14 protein-coding genes are annotated in these 14,830 nt (G+C 71.1%); 11 read left to right on the top strand and 3 right to left on the bottom strand.

Annotated features, from left to right (window positions below; genetic code table 11):
* From ACWGI8_RS24775 to ACWGI8_RS24765, 3 genes are all read right to left on the bottom strand, one after another.
* On the bottom strand, positions 1-373 hold a 373-nt coding region (locus ACWGI8_RS24775; protein ID WP_453664041.1), incomplete at its 3' end, for a Dps family protein.
* Entirely contained in the window at positions 370-906 is a 537-nt protein-coding gene (locus tag ACWGI8_RS24770; RefSeq protein WP_453664039.1) for a DoxX family protein, read from the bottom strand. The genes ACWGI8_RS24775 and ACWGI8_RS24770, both read right to left, overlap by 4 nt.
* Positions 907-941: 35 nt before the next feature.
* Positions 942-1,604, bottom strand: coding sequence for a hydrolase (locus ACWGI8_RS24765; protein WP_453664037.1), 663 nt, complete (start codon positions 1,602-1,604; stop codon positions 942-944).
* 246 nt (positions 1,605-1,850) lie between these two features.
* Here ACWGI8_RS24765 and ACWGI8_RS24760 point away from each other — a divergent pair, with 246 nt between their 5' ends.
* The 11 genes from ACWGI8_RS24760 to argF all read left to right on the top strand — a co-directional run bounded on the left by ACWGI8_RS24760 (position 1,851) and on the right by argF (position 14,760).
* Positions 1,851-2,825, top strand: coding sequence for an alpha/beta hydrolase (locus tag ACWGI8_RS24760; RefSeq protein WP_453664035.1), 975 nt, complete (start codon positions 1,851-1,853; stop codon positions 2,823-2,825).
* A 410-nt stretch (positions 2,826-3,235) separates the two neighbouring features.
* Complete coding sequence (locus tag ACWGI8_RS24755; RefSeq protein ID WP_453664033.1) at positions 3,236-3,655, top strand: cell division protein SepF; 420 nt, start codon at positions 3,236-3,238, stop codon at positions 3,653-3,655.
* Positions 3,656-3,711: 56 nt separating this feature from the next.
* Positions 3,712-4,839 (top strand): AAA family ATPase, encoded by a 1,128-nt coding sequence (locus ACWGI8_RS24750; RefSeq protein ID WP_453664032.1) that lies wholly within the window; start codon positions 3,712-3,714, stop codon positions 4,837-4,839.
* Positions 4,836-5,207 (top strand): nucleotide pyrophosphohydrolase, encoded by a 372-nt coding sequence (locus ACWGI8_RS24745; protein ID WP_453664030.1) that lies wholly within the window; start codon positions 4,836-4,838, stop codon positions 5,205-5,207. Before ACWGI8_RS24750 ends, ACWGI8_RS24745 begins: the two co-directional genes overlap by 4 nt.
* Positions 5,208-5,332: 125 nt before the next feature.
* A complete protein-coding gene (locus ACWGI8_RS24740; protein WP_453664028.1) occupies positions 5,333-5,872 on the top strand; it encodes a DUF6099 family protein in 540 nt (179 codons plus the stop codon).
* A 202-nt stretch (positions 5,873-6,074) separates the two neighbouring features.
* Positions 6,075-6,998 carry an LLM class F420-dependent oxidoreductase gene (locus tag ACWGI8_RS24735; protein WP_453664026.1) on the top strand — a complete coding sequence of 308 codons (924 nt, stop codon included), beginning with the start codon at positions 6,075-6,077 and terminating at the stop codon, positions 6,996-6,998.
* Positions 6,999-7,045: 47 nt separating this feature from the next.
* Positions 7,046-7,957 (top strand): homocysteine S-methyltransferase, encoded by a 912-nt coding sequence (gene mmuM / locus ACWGI8_RS24730; RefSeq protein ID WP_453664025.1) that lies wholly within the window; start codon positions 7,046-7,048, stop codon positions 7,955-7,957.
* A 47-nt stretch (positions 7,958-8,004) separates the two neighbouring features.
* Positions 8,005-9,465, top strand: coding sequence for a 3' terminal RNA ribose 2'-O-methyltransferase Hen1 (locus ACWGI8_RS24725; RefSeq protein ID WP_453664023.1), 1,461 nt, complete (start codon positions 8,005-8,007; stop codon positions 9,463-9,465).
* Positions 9,462-12,026: a polynucleotide kinase-phosphatase gene (locus ACWGI8_RS24720; RefSeq protein ID WP_453664021.1), complete on the top strand. Its 2,565-nt coding sequence runs from the start codon at positions 9,462-9,464 to the stop codon at positions 12,024-12,026. The genes ACWGI8_RS24725 and ACWGI8_RS24720 overlap by 4 nt, the downstream gene beginning before the upstream one ends.
* A 389-nt stretch (positions 12,027-12,415) precedes the next feature.
* The gene (locus ACWGI8_RS24715) at positions 12,416-13,663 is read left to right on the top strand and encodes an arginine deiminase (protein ID WP_453664020.1); all 1,248 of its coding nucleotides are present in this window, start codon (positions 12,416-12,418) and stop codon (positions 13,661-13,663) included.
* Between the two features lie 65 nt (positions 13,664-13,728).
* Positions 13,729-14,760: an ornithine carbamoyltransferase gene (gene argF / locus ACWGI8_RS24710; protein ID WP_453664018.1), complete on the top strand. Its 1,032-nt coding sequence runs from the start codon at positions 13,729-13,731 to the stop codon at positions 14,758-14,760.
* Positions 14,761-14,830 lie beyond the last annotated feature (70 nt).

Here is a 14,830-nt window from a genome sequence, read left to right as displayed (position 1 = left end):
CGGGGGGGCGGGGAAGGGTGGCGATCTGGGCGGCGTGCCGCGGGTCACCGCCGGCCACGCCGCCGAGGCTCTGGACCCGCTCCGCAAGGGCGTCGACGAGCGCGAGCTGCTCTCCGGCGTGCTTGTCCAGCAGAAGGTGCAGCTGATAGAAGGTCGCGCCGCGCATGAGCCAGTGGTGCTTCTTGTAGAGCCCGTACAGCATCTGGGTGTTCGCGAGCAGCTGGTTGAGGCGCTGGCAGGAGTACAGCCGCGCGTCGTGCGAGAGACCGATCGGGAGCTGCTTCACCGTCCCGAACGCCTGGATCTCATGGCCTTTCTGATGCAGCAGCGGCTGGGACTCGGCCGGTGCGATGGTGGTGGTGTCCGTGGTCATGGCCGACTCCCGGTGTCCGTTCGTACGTTCAAGTGCGTCGTTGTCGAAGGTCCGCTGCGGTGCAGGAGCAGTCGTACGACCAGTCCACTGCCCACCCCCGCCGTCACCGCCGCTGCCGCCCACCAGCCCGCCCAGGGAAGAAGCCCCAGCACGGCGTCCACGGACCACTGCCCGGGACCGGTGGCGGACAGGACGGCAGCGACGACGATCAGGACGAGGGGGTACTCGTAGCCGTCGTTCTGCACCCAGAGGCCGTGGCGCCACTTGACGGTGAGCGCGACCGTCATCACCCCCATCGCGACGGTGGCGGCGAGCGGTGTGAGTGCTCCGGCGGCGAGGAAGAGGCCCGAGCCGATCTGCCCGGCCCCCGCTGCGAGGGCCGTCAGCGCCCCGCCACGGAAGCCGTCGTCGCGGAACTCCCTGATGCCGCCGTCCAGTCCGCGGCCTCCCAGCCGGAAGCTGACCTTCTGGACTCCGTGACCGGCGATGAGCAGTCCGACGACCACACGGAGGATCAGAAGACCGATGGTCATGGCGTGCTCCCCGAGTCGGTTCCCGATCGCACCGGTCAGCCGGCGGCGTTCGGGCTGATCATGCTCTGGGCGTACACGACACCCATGCCGTACGCGCCGCCGTGCTCCTTGACGACGTCCAGGACCGGGGCGTACGTCTCGCCGCGGGCCCAGTCGCGCTGCAGCTCCAGCAGCACCTGGAGCCAGGTCACCGGAACGGCCCCGGCGGCGGTCATGCGCTGCAGCGCATGCTCGTGCGCGGCCGGGGTGACGCCGGCCGAGGCATCAGCCACCACGTAGACCTCGTATCCCTGGCACAACGCGGACAGCGCGGGAAGCACCAGACAGACCTCGGTCCACAGCCCGGAAAGAATGATCTTGCGACGGCCGGTGGCCCGCACCGCCTCGACCAGCGCCGGGTCCTCCCACGCGTTCATCGTGGTGCGGTCTATCACCTCGTGCTTCGGGAAGACCTCCAGCAACTGGGGCAGGATCGGACCGGAGAAGGACTCGGCGGCCACGGTGGAGAGGACCACCGGGACGTCGAAGACACGTGCGGCCTTGGCCAGTCCGGCGGTGGCGTTGACGACGGAGGTCCGGTCCCCGCTGTTGGCGCCGAAGAACATCTGCGGCTGATGGTCGACGAACAGCATCATCGCGTTGTCCGGAGTCAGCAGGTCGGGGCTGGGGGCGGCCTGCACGGCGGTGATGTCGAGCATGCGGGTTCTTCTCCTCGGAGGGCGAGTTGGTGCTCGAAGCGACGGGTCCGTCGCCGGCCATCCGAAGCTATGGCGCAGTTGCCGGAATCTCTTGTCCGGCGGTGCCCTGGGCTGTTCCGACGCTGCACATCTGCGGACACCACGAGCGCGGCGGAACTGTGCGCTGAGGGAAAACCGGCGTTCCCGGAGGGAGCAGGCGGTCTGGCTAGCCTCGCAGAACCAGCCCTTTGCAAGGAAGAGAGCAGAATGTCCGACGCGTACACACCAGAGGCACCCGTACTGGAGCCCGCTGCGGCCGAGTTCGCAGCCGCCACGGCCAATCCGCCGTTCCTGTTCGACCTGCCGCCGGCGGAGGGCCGCAAGGCCGTCGACGAGGTGCAGTCCGGTGAGATCGCCAAGCCCGCCGTCGACGAGGAGTGGATCACCGTCGAGGGCGGCCCGACCGGCTCGGTCCGCGCCCGGATCGTCAGGCCCTCCGGGGCCACCGGAACGCTGCCCGTGATCCTGTACATCCACGGTGCGGGCTGGGTGTTCGGCAACGCCCACACCCATGACCGTCTGGTGCGTGAGCTTGCCGTGGGCGCGCAGGCCGCGGTGGTCTTCCCCGAGTACGACCTCTCCCCCGAACACCGCTACCCCGTGGCCCTGGAGCAGAGCTACACCGTGGCCCGCTGGGTCGTGTCGGCGGGCGCGACCAAGGGGCTCGACGCGGCGCGCATCGCCGTGGCCGGGGACTCGGTGGGCGGCAACATGACCGCCGCCGTCACGCTCCTCGCCAAGGAGCGCGGCGATGTGCCGTTGCTCCAGCAGGTGCTGTTCTACCCGGTCACCGACGCCGCCTTCGACACCGGTTCCTACCGGCAGTTCGCCGAGGGCTACTTCCTGCGCCGCGACGGCATGCAGTGGTTCTGGGACCAGTACACGACGGACGAGGCGCAGCGCGCCGAGATCACCGCGTCCCCGCTGCGCGCCACCACCGAACAGCTCGCGGGGCTGCCGCCGGCCCTGGTCATCACCGCCGAGGCCGACGTCCTGCGCGACGAGGGCGAGGCGTACGCCAACAAGCTCCGCCAGGCCGGCGTACCGGTCACCGCCACCCGCTACCAGGGCATCATCCACGACTTCGTGATGCTCAACGCCCTGCGCGGCACGAACGCCGCCGAGGGAGCCATCACCCAGGCGGTCACCACCCTGCGTCGCGCGCTGCACCCCACGGGCTGATCCCGGGCAGGCCGCGCTCTCGCGAGGCGTTCCGGCCCCGCGCGCCGGGCCCTCGCCGACGCGCACGCTTCCTGCACGACGCAGGACCGCAACGAGCGCGCGGTCACCGAGCTCACCGAGACCACCGAGATGCCGGGCTACGGCCATCCGCTGACGATCGACAGTGGGCGGGCGTGAAGTCGCCGGCATCGCACCGGCGTTGGAACACCAGGCGGGGGTACGGCGGACCCTCTGACGGGGCCTCACCCGACAGGCGTCCTCGACCCCTTTCATCCTCGCTCTCGCATCCGCGGCATCTCAGCCTCGGCATCTCGTCACGGCCCCCGGCATGGGCCACCGCTTCGAGAACCGAGGCCCGTCCCCTCGTGTCGCTGTTGGGCCGAATGAGTGAGGGACGCGAAGATGGTCCCATGAGCAGGTACGAGAGGTACGACGTCACCGACGAGCAATGGGAGGGCCTGGCGCAGGTCGTCCCGCTGCGCGGTCGTAACGAGTGGCCGTCAAGAATCGACCATCGCACGATCCCGCGGGACGCCTTCGCCGACCCGGACGCCGGCGCCACCGCCGAGCAGCGCCGGATGGTCGTCCTGCGGGTGCAGGTCTTCGCGGACGCGCGCGACGTCGCCGAGCACCTCATCGCGCAGGTCCCGGTACTGCTGGACCTCACCAGCGCGGACACCGAAGTCGCCAAGCGCATCCTGGACTTCAGCAGCGGCGTCGTCTTCGGGCTCGGCAGCGGGATGCACCGGGTCGACCGGAACGTCTTCCTGCTCGCACCGGTCGGCACGGAGGTCGAGGGCGTCGCCGCGGCGGCCGTCCCTCATTCGTAGGAAGCCCTTTCAGGCGTAACGGTTCGGCGTACGGCGCGCTGCGTAGCGTCTGCCGCATGGAGTTACTCAGCACCCGCCCCACGGTCACCGAACTGCGCCTCTCCGCCTTCGCGTCGCATCGCGCAGGTACTTTCCCCCTCGGCCCGGTGACCCTGTTCGCCGGGCCCAGCGGCAGCGGCAAGTCGAGCGCGCTGCGGGCCTACGAGGCACTGGCCCGGCTCGGCGCGGGCACCGGGATCGGCGAGGTGTTCCCGGATCCCGCGGGGTGTGTTCCCGAAGGTGCGGAGGGGGACTCCCAGGGCAGACGGGGATTCAGGCTCGGCTGTACGGTCGACGGCCCGGCCGGCCCCGTACAGCTCGATCTCGCCGTCCAGGCCGAGCCGGAACTCCGCATCGTCGGCGAGCGTTTGACCAGTGACGGACAGACCCTGCTGAGCACGGCACTGCGCGACCCCGGGCGCACCTGCGTGCAGGCCGCCTGGCACACGGCGGGCGCCGCCCGGGTCACCCGCGCCCCGCTGCCCGACGACCGGCTGGGCACGGCACTGCTGCCGCTGCGCGTCGCGGGCAAGACGGACGGACAGCGGCGGGTGCTGGCCGCCGCCGAGCAGGTGGTGGTGGCGCTGCGGTCGGTGTTCCCCTGCGATCCGCAGCCCCAGCGGATGCGGGAGCCCGTGCCGCCGGGGGAGGGTCGCCTGCGGCACGGCTGCGACAACCTGGCGGCGGTGCTCCACCGCACCCGCAGTCAGTGCGCCAGACGCCATGCGCGGCTCACCGCTGCGGCCCGGGCGGGCTGTGCCGGCCCGGTCGCCGACGTGGGCGTCGAGGAACTCGCCGACGGGACGGTGCGCGCGGTCCTCGGCCGGGCCGCGAGCGGCCTGGGCACCCCGCTCGGTCGGCTCGGCGACGGCGAACTGCGATTCCTCGCCCTCGCACTGGTCCTGCTCACCGGACCCGGTGTGCTGGCCGTGGACCAGGCGGCGGAGGTCCCCGGCGCCCTGCAGTCGCTGACCGTCCTCGCCGACGGCTTCGACCGCTGCCTGGACCGCCGCCAGGCGCGCCAACTGGCCGCACTGGCGGCCTCGATCAGCGCCGGCGGACATCTCCGGCTGGTGGGTGCGGTGAGCGACGCCGAAACCGCGCGCGGGATCGAGGGTGTGACGGTGGTAGACCTGGTGCCGTGACAGAACTGGACGTCAAGGCACTGCAGCGCAGACTGGCCGAGTTCGCGGCGGCCCGGAACTGGGAGCCGTACCACACGCCGAAGAATCTCGCGGTGGCGCTGACCGTCGAGGCGGCGGAACTGGTCGAGATCTTCCAATGGCTGACCCCGGAGGAGTCCGCGCGCGTCATGGACGACCCGGCGAAGGCTCACCGGGTGGCCGACGAGGTCGCCGATGTCCTCGCGTATCTGCTGCAGTTCTGCGAGGTGCTCGGCGTCGACGCGCTGACCGCGCTCTCCGAGAAGATCGACCGGAACGAGCTGCGCTTCCCCCCGGCCGAGAGGCCGTCGGACGGACCGTCACAACCGCATCGTCACTCTACGGAGTGACTGATCTTTCCCCAGTCGGCTTCCTGTCCACAGATTTCCGAATTCCCCTGGCTTTTCGTCTGGGGTGCCTTCACTCTGGGTAGTGAGTCAGTGGGCAGAAAGTCGTATGAACGGGGGCGGCGTACATGGATGCGGAGCGGCTCATCGCGGTCGGCAGGCGGGCGCTGGCGGAGTGCCGCGCCGCACTGGACGTCGTGGCGGAAGCCTGGCAGGCGCAGGCCCTCGCCCAGGCGGTGGGAAGCCTCCTGGCGGCCCGCGGTCCACAGGAGCTGAGAGGCGAGGCCCGCGGCCTCAGCGAGGCCGGCGGGCGCAGCGGCGCGATGGTCGATCCTCAGGTACTGCGCACCGGCTGCCTGAGAGCCTCACAGCTCAGCGAAGTCGCCGACCCGCGCCGGGCGTTGACAGCGCTGAGCACCCTCCTCGGAGAGGTGGGCATGGCGCTCGTCGGCGTCGCATGCGCCACGGACGAGGAAGGCCTGTACTGGCAGTGCATCGAGGCGATCGACGCCGCGGACGAATCGAGCGACCGCGTGCGTGCGATGCTCCGCCGCCTCTCCTTGCGCGACCGCGACCTTGCCCCCGACCGGGACCGGGACCGTTACCGCGAGCGCGTGCGCGACCCCGGCCGTCCGGACCCGGCGGACTCGGCGACGAGCCCGCCCTGAGTACCTGCGCGGGGCGCCGGCCGGTCCTGGCGCCGCCGGGGCGGTCCGGCTCCGCGAGACCGACGGCCGGCGCCCGGTCCCGGCCACCGGCGGGACGACCCGCCCGCCCGGTTGACGGCCCTTCATCCGGCCCTGCCGCGTCCGCGTCGCACCAACAGCGCACCGTGAGGTTGACGCACGAACAACGGTGCAGGATGGATGCATGGATCTTCGAATCTTCACCGAGCCCCAGCAAGGGGCGAGCTACGACACCCTGCTCACCGTCGCCAAAGCCACCGAGGACCTTGGCTTCGGGGCGTTCTTCCGGTCGGACCACTATGTGTCCATGGGCTCCGCCGACGGCCTGCCCGGCCCCACCGACGCCTGGATCACCCTGGCCGGGCTGGCCCGGGAGACCAAGCGGATCAGGCTCGGCACGCTCATGACCGCCGGCACCTTCCGGCTGCCCGGCGTGCTGGCCATCCAGGTCGCCCAGGTCGACCAGATGTCGGGCGGCCGAATCGAGCTCGGCCTCGGCGCGGGCTGGTTCGAGGAGGAGCACAAGGCCTACGGCATCCCGTTCCCGAAGGAGAGGTCCGCCCGGCTGGAGGAGCAGCTGGCCGTCGTGACCGGCCTGTGGGGCACCCCGGCCGGCAGCACGTTCACCTACGACGGGACGTACTACCAACTGGAGGAGTCGCCCGCGCTGCCCAAGCCCGCGCAGAAAAGGGTCCCGGTGCTCATCGGCGGGCACGGGGCGATCCGCACCCCCCGGCTGGCCGCCCGGTACGCCGACGAGTTCAACATTCCCTTCGCATCGCTGGAGGACAGCGACCGGCAGTTCAACCGGGTCCGGGCCGCCGCCGAGCAGGCCGGACGCAAGGCGGACGACCTCGTCTACTCCAACGCCCTCGTCGTCTGCGTCGGCAGGAACGACGCGGAGGTCGCCCGCCGGGCCGCCGCCATCGGACGCGACGTCGAGGAGCTGAAGGCCAACGGCCTGGCAGGCTCGCCGGCCGAGGTCACCGACAAGATCGGCCGCTACGGCGAGATCGGTTCCTCCCGCGTCTATCTGCAGGTCCTCGACCTCGCAGACCTCGACCACCTGGAGCTCATCGCCGCCCAGGTCCAGTCCCAGCTGAACTGACGCACGAGCCCGGCAGGAAAAGACACGCCCCAGCCCCGGGAGCCTCCGTGAAGCCCGCCCGCAGCCTCGCCGCCGCCCTCGCCGAAGGGCCGCTCGTCCTCGACGGCGGCCTCTCCAACCAGCTGGAGGCGCAGGGCTGCGACCTGTCCGACGACCTCTGGTCGGCGCGGCTGCTCGCCGACGGCCCCGACCGGATCGAGGCCGCCCACACCGCGTATGTGCGGGCGGGCGCACAGGTGCTCATCACCTCCAGCTACCAGGCGACGTTCGAAGGCTTCGCCCGGCGCGGCCTGGGCCCCGACGAGACCGCGGCACTTCTGGCCCGCAGCGTGGAGCTGGCCCGCGCCGCGGCGGAGCGCTCGGACCGGGAGGTCTGGGTCGCCGCCTCGGCAGGACCGTACGGGGCGATGCTCGCGGACGGCAGCGAGTACCGCGGGCAGTACGGGCTGACCGTGCGCGAGCTGGAGGCCTTCCACCGGCCCCGCATCGAGGCCCTCGCGGCGGCCCGCCCCGACGCGCTCGCCCTGGAGACCGTGCCGGACACCGACGAGGCCGTCGCGCTGCTGCGGGCCGCGGAGGACTGCGGGCTGCCCGTGTGGCTCTCGTACACCATCGCGGGCGGGCGCACCCGGGCCGGCCAGGACCTGAAGGCGGCCTTCGCCCTCACCGCGGGCAACGACCAGGTGATCGCCGTCGGCGTCAACTGCTGCGAGCCCGCGGACGCCGACCGCGCCGTGGTGCTCGCGGCCGGCGCGACGGGCAAGCCCGTCGTCGTCTATCCGAACAGCGGCGAGCAGTGGGACGCCACGGCGGGGACCTGGCGCGGCGGCGCCACCTTCGACCCGGCCAGGGCGCCCGGCTGGACTGCTGCGGGGGCACGGCTGGTGGGCGGATGCTGCCGCGTCGGACCGGACCGTATCGCCGCGCTGTCGGCGGCCCTCACCGGCACCGGCGCATAACGAAAACGCCTGGTCGCAAGGGCGCAGGGTAGGCAATACTCGGACATGTGTTCCTGACGATCAGTACGACCGGCACCCCCGAGCGTCCCGCCACGGATCTGGGCTTTCTGCTGCACAAGCACCCCGACAAGGCGCAGACGTTCTCGACCTCCCACGGCACGGCGCATGTCCTCTACCCCGAGGCTTCCGTCGAACGCTGCACGGCCGCGCTGCTGCTGGAGGTGGATCCGGTGGCGCTGGTGCGGCGCGGCAAGGGCAAGGGCCGCGGCGGAGCACCCGACTCCGCGCTCGCGCAGTACGTCAACGACCGGCCGTACGCGGCGTCCTCACTGCTCTCGGTCGCGATGAGCACCGTCTTCAAGAGCGCCCTGCGCGGCGTGTGCACCGCGATGCCGGAGCGGGCACAGAGCCCACTGCCGCTGCGGATCGAAGTGCCGGCGCTGCCCGCCCGCGGCGGGGCCGAACTGGTGCGGAAGCTGTTCGGGCCGCTGGGCTGGACCTCGGTCGACGCCGAGCCCGTGGCACTGGACGAACAGTTCCCGGAATGGGGCGACTCGCGCTACGTGCGCCTGGTACTGGAAGGCGAACTCCGGCTCGCCGACGCGCTGCGCCAGCTCTATGTCCTCCTGCCCGTCCTCGACGACGCCAAGCACTACTGGGTCGCACCGGACGAGGTCGACAAACTGCTGCGGGCGGGCGAGGGCTGGCTGTCCGAGCACCCCGAGCAGAAGCTGATCACCAGCCGCTATCTGTCCCGCCGCTGGAGCCTGACCCGCCAGGCCATGGAACGCCTCGAACTTCTGCGGCTGGCCGAGAGCGACGACCTCGAGGTCGAGGACGTCGACAACGCCGTGGACGAGACGACCGACACCGACGAGCGGCCGGTGCCGCTCGCCGAGCAGCGCCGCGATGCCATCCTCGCCGCACTGCGCACCGCCGGCGCGGCCACCGTGCTCGACCTGGGCTGCGGACAGGGCCAGTTGGTGCAGGCACTCCTCAAGGACGTGCGCTTCACCGACATCGTCGGCGTCGACGTGTCCGTGCGGGCGCTGGCCATCGCCGCCCGCCGGCTGCGGCTGGAGCGCATGGGCGAGCGGCAGTCCGGCCGCATCACCCTGCTCCAGGGCTCGCTCACCTACACCGACAAGCGGCTCGCCGGCTACGACGCCGCCGTACTCAGCGAAGTCATCGAACATCTCGACCTGCCGCGGCTGCCCGCCCTGGAGTACGCGGTGTTCGGCTCCGCCCGCCCCCGGACGGTGATCGTGACCACGCCGAACGTCGAGTACAACGTGCGCTGGGAGACCCTGCCCGCCGGGCACGTGCGCCACAGCGACCACCGCTTCGAGTGGAACCGCGAGGAGTTCCGCGCCTGGGCCGAGTCGGTCGCCGCACGGCACGGCTACGCAGTGGAGTTCACACCCGTCGGCGACGACGACCCCGAAGTGGGCCCGCCGACCCAGATGGCCGTATTCACCACGACCACGAAGGAGGTGGAGGCGGCATGACCACCACCACCCGCACACTGCCCGTCCCCGACCTCTCCCTCGTGGTCCTCGTCGGCGCGACCGGCTCCGGCAAGTCCACCTTCGCCCACCGGCACTTCAAGCCCACCGAAGTGATCTCCTCGGACTTCTGCCGCGGACTGGTCGCCGACGACGAGAACGACCAGAGCGCGAGCGGTGACGCCTTCGACGTGCTCCACTACATCGTCGGCAAGCGCCTCGCCGCCGGCCGGCTCACCGTCGTCGACGCCACCAGCGTCCAGCAGGAGAGCCGCCGCCAGCTCGTCCAGCTCGCCCGCCAGTACGACGTGCTGCCGGTCGCGATCGTCCTCGACATGCCCGAAGAGGTGTGCGCCGAACGCAACGCGGCACGACCCGACCGGGCCGGCATGCCCCGCCACGTCATCCAGCGGCACCGGCGCGAGCTGCGCCGTTCCCTGCGCGGACTGGAGCGCGAGGGCTTCCGCAAGGTCCACGTCCTGCGCAGCGCCGAGGAGGCCGACGCGGCCGAGGTCGTCCTGGAGAAGCGCTTCAACGACCTGCGGCATCTCACCGGACCGTTCGACATCATCGGCGACATCCACGGCTGCCGCTCCGAGCTGGACACCCTGCTCGCCCGGCTGGGATACGTGGACGGCGCACACCCTGAGGGACGCACCGCCGTCTTCGTCGGTGACCTGGTCGACCGCGGCCCGGACAGCCCCGGTGTGCTGCGCCGCGTGATGAGCATGGTGGCCTCCGGCAACGCCCTGTGCGTGCCCGGCAACCACGAGAACAAGCTCGGACGCTGGCTCAAGGGCAGGCAGGTCCAGCACACCCACGGACTCTCCGAGACCATCGAACAGCTGGAGCGGGAGGACGCCGACGACCCGTCGTTCCGCGAACGGGTACGGGAGTTCATCGACGGACTCGTCAGCCACTACGTCCTCGACGACGGCAAGCTGGTGGTCTGCCACGCCGGACTGCCCGAGAAGTACCACGGCCGCACCTCCGGCCGGGTCCGTTCGCACGCCCTGTACGGCGACACGACCGGGGAGACCGACGAGTTCGGGCTGCCCGTGCGCTACCCGTGGGCCGAGGACTACCGCGGCCGGGCCGCTGTGGTGTACGGCCACACACCCGTGCCCACCGCCTCCTGGCTCAACAACACCATCTGCCTGGACACCGGCGCCGTCTTCGGCGGAAAGCTGACCGCGCTGCGCTGGCCCGAGCGCGAACTCGTCGACGTACCCGCCGAAAAGGTCTGGTACGAGCCCGCCAAGCCGCTCGCCACCGAGGCACCCGGCGGACACCAGGGCCGCCCCCTGGACCTCGCCGACGTCCACGGCCGACGCGTCGTGGAGACCCGCCACATGGGGCGCGTCGCGGTGCGCGAGGAGAACGCCGCGGCGGCGCTGGAGGTCATGAGCCGCTTCGCGGTCGACCCGCGGCTGCTCGCCTACCTGCCGCCGACGATGGCACCGACCGCGACCTCACAGGAGGAGGGCTACCTGGAGCATCCCGCCGAGGCGTTCGCCCAGTACAAGGCGGACGGCGTCGAACGGGTCGTGTGCGAGGAGAAGCACATGGGCTCCCGCGCCATCGCCCTGGTCTGCCGCGACGCGGACGTGGCGCGCGAACGCTTCGGTGCGGACGGCGCCACGGGGTCCCTGCACACCCGCACCGGCCGGCCCTTCTTCGACGAGCCCGACGTCACCGAGCAGATCCTCCAGCGGCTGCGCGCCGCCGTCACCGCTGCGGGGCTGTGGGAGGAACTGCAGACCGACTGGCTGCTCCTGGACGCCGAGCTGATGCCCTGGTCCCTCAAGGCATCCGGGCTGCTGCGCAAGCAGTACGCGGCCGTGGGCGCCGCCTCCGGCGCGGTCTTCCCCGGCGCCACGGCCGCCCTCGAAGCAGCCGCCGCGCGCGGCCTCGACGTCCACGCACTGCTTCAGCGGCAGCGCGAACGGGCCGCGGACGCGGCCGCGTTCACCGACGCGTACCGCAGGTACTGCTGGACGACCGAAGGCCTGGACGGGGTGCGTCTCGCGCCGTTCCAGATCCTCGCCGTCCAGGGCCGCTCCCTCGCCGCCGTGCCCCACGACGAACAACTGGCCTGGCTGGACCGGCTGGTGGAGGCGGACACCGCGACAGGAACGGCCACCGGATCGGCGTTGCTGCAAACCACCCGCCGTCTCGTCGTCGACACGGGCGACGAGGAGTCGGTGCGCGCCGGCGTCGACTGGTGGCTGGAGATGACCGCCACGGGCGGCGAGGGCATGGTCGTCAAGCCCCTGCAGGCGCTCGTACGGGACGACAAGGGCCGGCTCGTCCAGCCGGGCATCAAGGTCCGCGGCCGGGAATACCTGCGGATCATCTACGGCCCCGAGTACACCCGCCCGGACAATCTGACCCGGCTTCGCAGCCGGTTCCTCGGGCACAAGCGGTCGTTGGCGCTGCGCGAGTACGCGCTGGGCCTGGAGGCGCTCGACCGGCTCGCCGACGGCGAGCCGCTGTGGCGGGTCCACGAGGCGGTGTTCGCGGTGCTCGCGCTGGAGTCCGAGCCGGTCGACCCCCGGCTGTAGCCCCCTGTCCCTGTCCCTGTCCGTGTCCCTGCCGCCTTACGGGGAGGCGTTGTCAGTGCCTCCTCGTAAGGTGTGATCACTTGCCCGGACAGCGGGATCCGGGCGAGTGATCACAGCATGCGCACGGGGGGACGAGACGGGTGCGACCACCGGCTGGACTGCCGTCGCGGACCACGAGCCGGCGCTGGACGCCTGTGCCGAGCCGAAGCCCGGCCGCGGCCCCGGCGGTGTGGGACGCGTGCCGCGCTGCCGGAGCTCTCCGGCAGCGAACCCCTCGTCCGCGAGCTCGCAGTCGAGGCACTCCTCTCGGCGGCCCAGTGTGAGATACGCCTGGAGACGGTACGGCCGTTCGCCGGGTGAAGAGGTGTCCGGACGGTGAGGATGGGGGCATGGGATTCCATGTCGACTCCGAGACCGGGCGCCTGCGCCGGGTCATACTGCACCGGCCCGATCTGGAGCTGAAGCGGCTCACCCCCACCAACAAGGACGCGCTGCTCTTCGACGACCTGCTCTGGGTGCGGCGTGCCCGCCAGGAGCACGACGGCTTCGCCGACGTCCTGCGCGACCGCGGCGTCGAGGTGCATCTCTTCGGCGATCTGCTGCGCGAGGCGCTGGAGATCCCGGCCGCCAGGAAGCTCGTCCTGGACCGGGTCTTCGACGAGAAGGAGTACGGCCCGCTCGCCACGGACCATCTGCGGGCCGCCTTCGACGAGATGGACACCGGCGTGCTGGTCGAGGCGCTGGTCGGCGGGATGACCAAGCGGGAGTTCCTCGCCGGTCACTCCGAGCCGTCGTCCGTGCGCTTCCACGTCATGGACCTGGACGACTTCCTGCTCGGCCCGCTCCCCAACCACATCTTCACCCGCGACACCTCCGCCTGGATCTACGACGGCGTGTCCATCAACGCCATGCGCTGGCCCGCCCGCCGGCGCGAGACCGTGCACTTCGAAGCGATCTACAAGCACCATCCGCTGTTCACCGGCCCCGAGGCGGGCGGCTTCCACCACTGGTCGGAGGGGCAGGACGACTATCCCTCCACCATCGAAGGCGGCGACGTCCTGGTCCTCGGCAACGGCGCGGTACTGATCGGCATGAGCGAGCGCACCACCCCGCAGGCCGTGGAGATGCTCGCCCGAGGGCTGTTCGCGGCCGGCTCCGCGCGGACGATCGTGGCGCTCGACATGCCCAAGCGACGGGCGTTCATGCACCTGGACACCGTGATGACGATGGTGGACCACGACACCTTCACCCAGTACGCGGGCCTGGGCATGCTGCGCTCGTACACGATCGAGCCGGCCGCCGGCGAGCGGGCCCTGTCCCTGCGGGTCACCGACCATCCGCCCGAGCACATGCACAGCGCGATCGCCGCCGCCCTCGGGCTGCAGGACATCCGGGTCCTCACGGCGACACAGGACGTGCACTCGGCGGAGCGCGAGCAGTGGGACGACGGCTGCAACGTCCTCGCCGTCGAGCCGGGGGTCGTCGTGGCCTACGAACGCAACGTCACGACCAACACCCACCTGCGCAAGCAGGGCATCGAGGTCATCGAGATCCCGGGCAGCGAACTCGGCCGGGGCCGCGGCGGCCCCCGCTGCATGAGCTGTCCCGTGGAGCGGGACGCCGCCCACCCTCAGTGAATAGCAATACGGGAGTGTGTATAGAATTCCATGGTCCCCGCATTCGCGACCCAGGAGCAGCCACCATGGCGACACAACTCGAAGGCCGCCACTTCCTCAAGGAGCTCGACTTCACGGCGGACGAGTTCCGCGGCCTGATCGACCTGGCCGCCGAGCTCAAGGCCGCCAAGCGTGCCGGCACCGAGGTCCAGCGGCTGCGCGGCAAGAACATCGCGCTGATCTTCGAGAAGACCTCGACCCGCACCCGCTGCGCCTTCGAAGTCGCCGCCGCCGACCAGGGCGCCTCGACGACCTTCCTCGACCCCTCCGGCTCCCAGATCGGCCACAAGGAGTCGGTCAAGGACACCGCCCGCGTGCTCGGCCGGATGTTCGACGGGATCGAGTACCGCGGGGACAGCCAGGCCGCCGTCGAAGAGCTCGCCGCACACGCCGGCGTACCCGTCTTCAACGGCCTCACCGACGACTGGCACCCCACCCAGATGCTCGCCGACGTGCTCACCATGACCGAACACAGCGGCAAGGGCATCGGCAAGGGCAGCGGCAACGGCGGCGATGCGATCGTCTTCGCCTACCTCGGCGACGCCCGGTTCAACATGGGCAACTCCTACCTGGTCACCGGCGCCCTGCTCGGCATGGACGTAAGGATCGTCGCCCCCAAGGCCTACTGGCCCTCCCAGGAGGTCGTCGCGCAGGCCCACCGGCTCGCCGAGGCCGGCGGCGCCACGATCACGCTCACCGAGGACATCGCCGAAGGCGTCGACGGCTGCGACTTCATCGCCACCGACGTCTGGGTCTCCATGGGCGAACCCAAGGAGGTCTGGGACGAACGCATCAAGGCCCTCGCCCCCTACCGGGTGACCATGGACGTCCTGCGCGCCACCAACAACGCCGACGTCAAGTTCCTGCACTGCCTGCCCGCCTTCCACGACCTGGGCACCAAGGTCGCCCGCGAGATCCACGAGCGCCACGGCCTGACCGAACTCGAAGTCAGCGACGAGGTCTTCGAATCCGCCCACTCGGTCGTCTTCGACGAGGCCGAGAACCGAATGCACACCATCAAGGCCGTCCTGGTGGCAACACTCGCCACTGCCGAATAGCCATACGCCCGATTGGGTGTCTATGTGAATCGGCGGTTACGATGATCGCCGATCAGTGGGGTCCGGGCTC

It is taken from the genome of Streptomyces sp. NPDC054841 (genome assembly GCF_053611045.1).
This window is presented reverse-complemented; position numbering and strand designations above follow the sequence as displayed.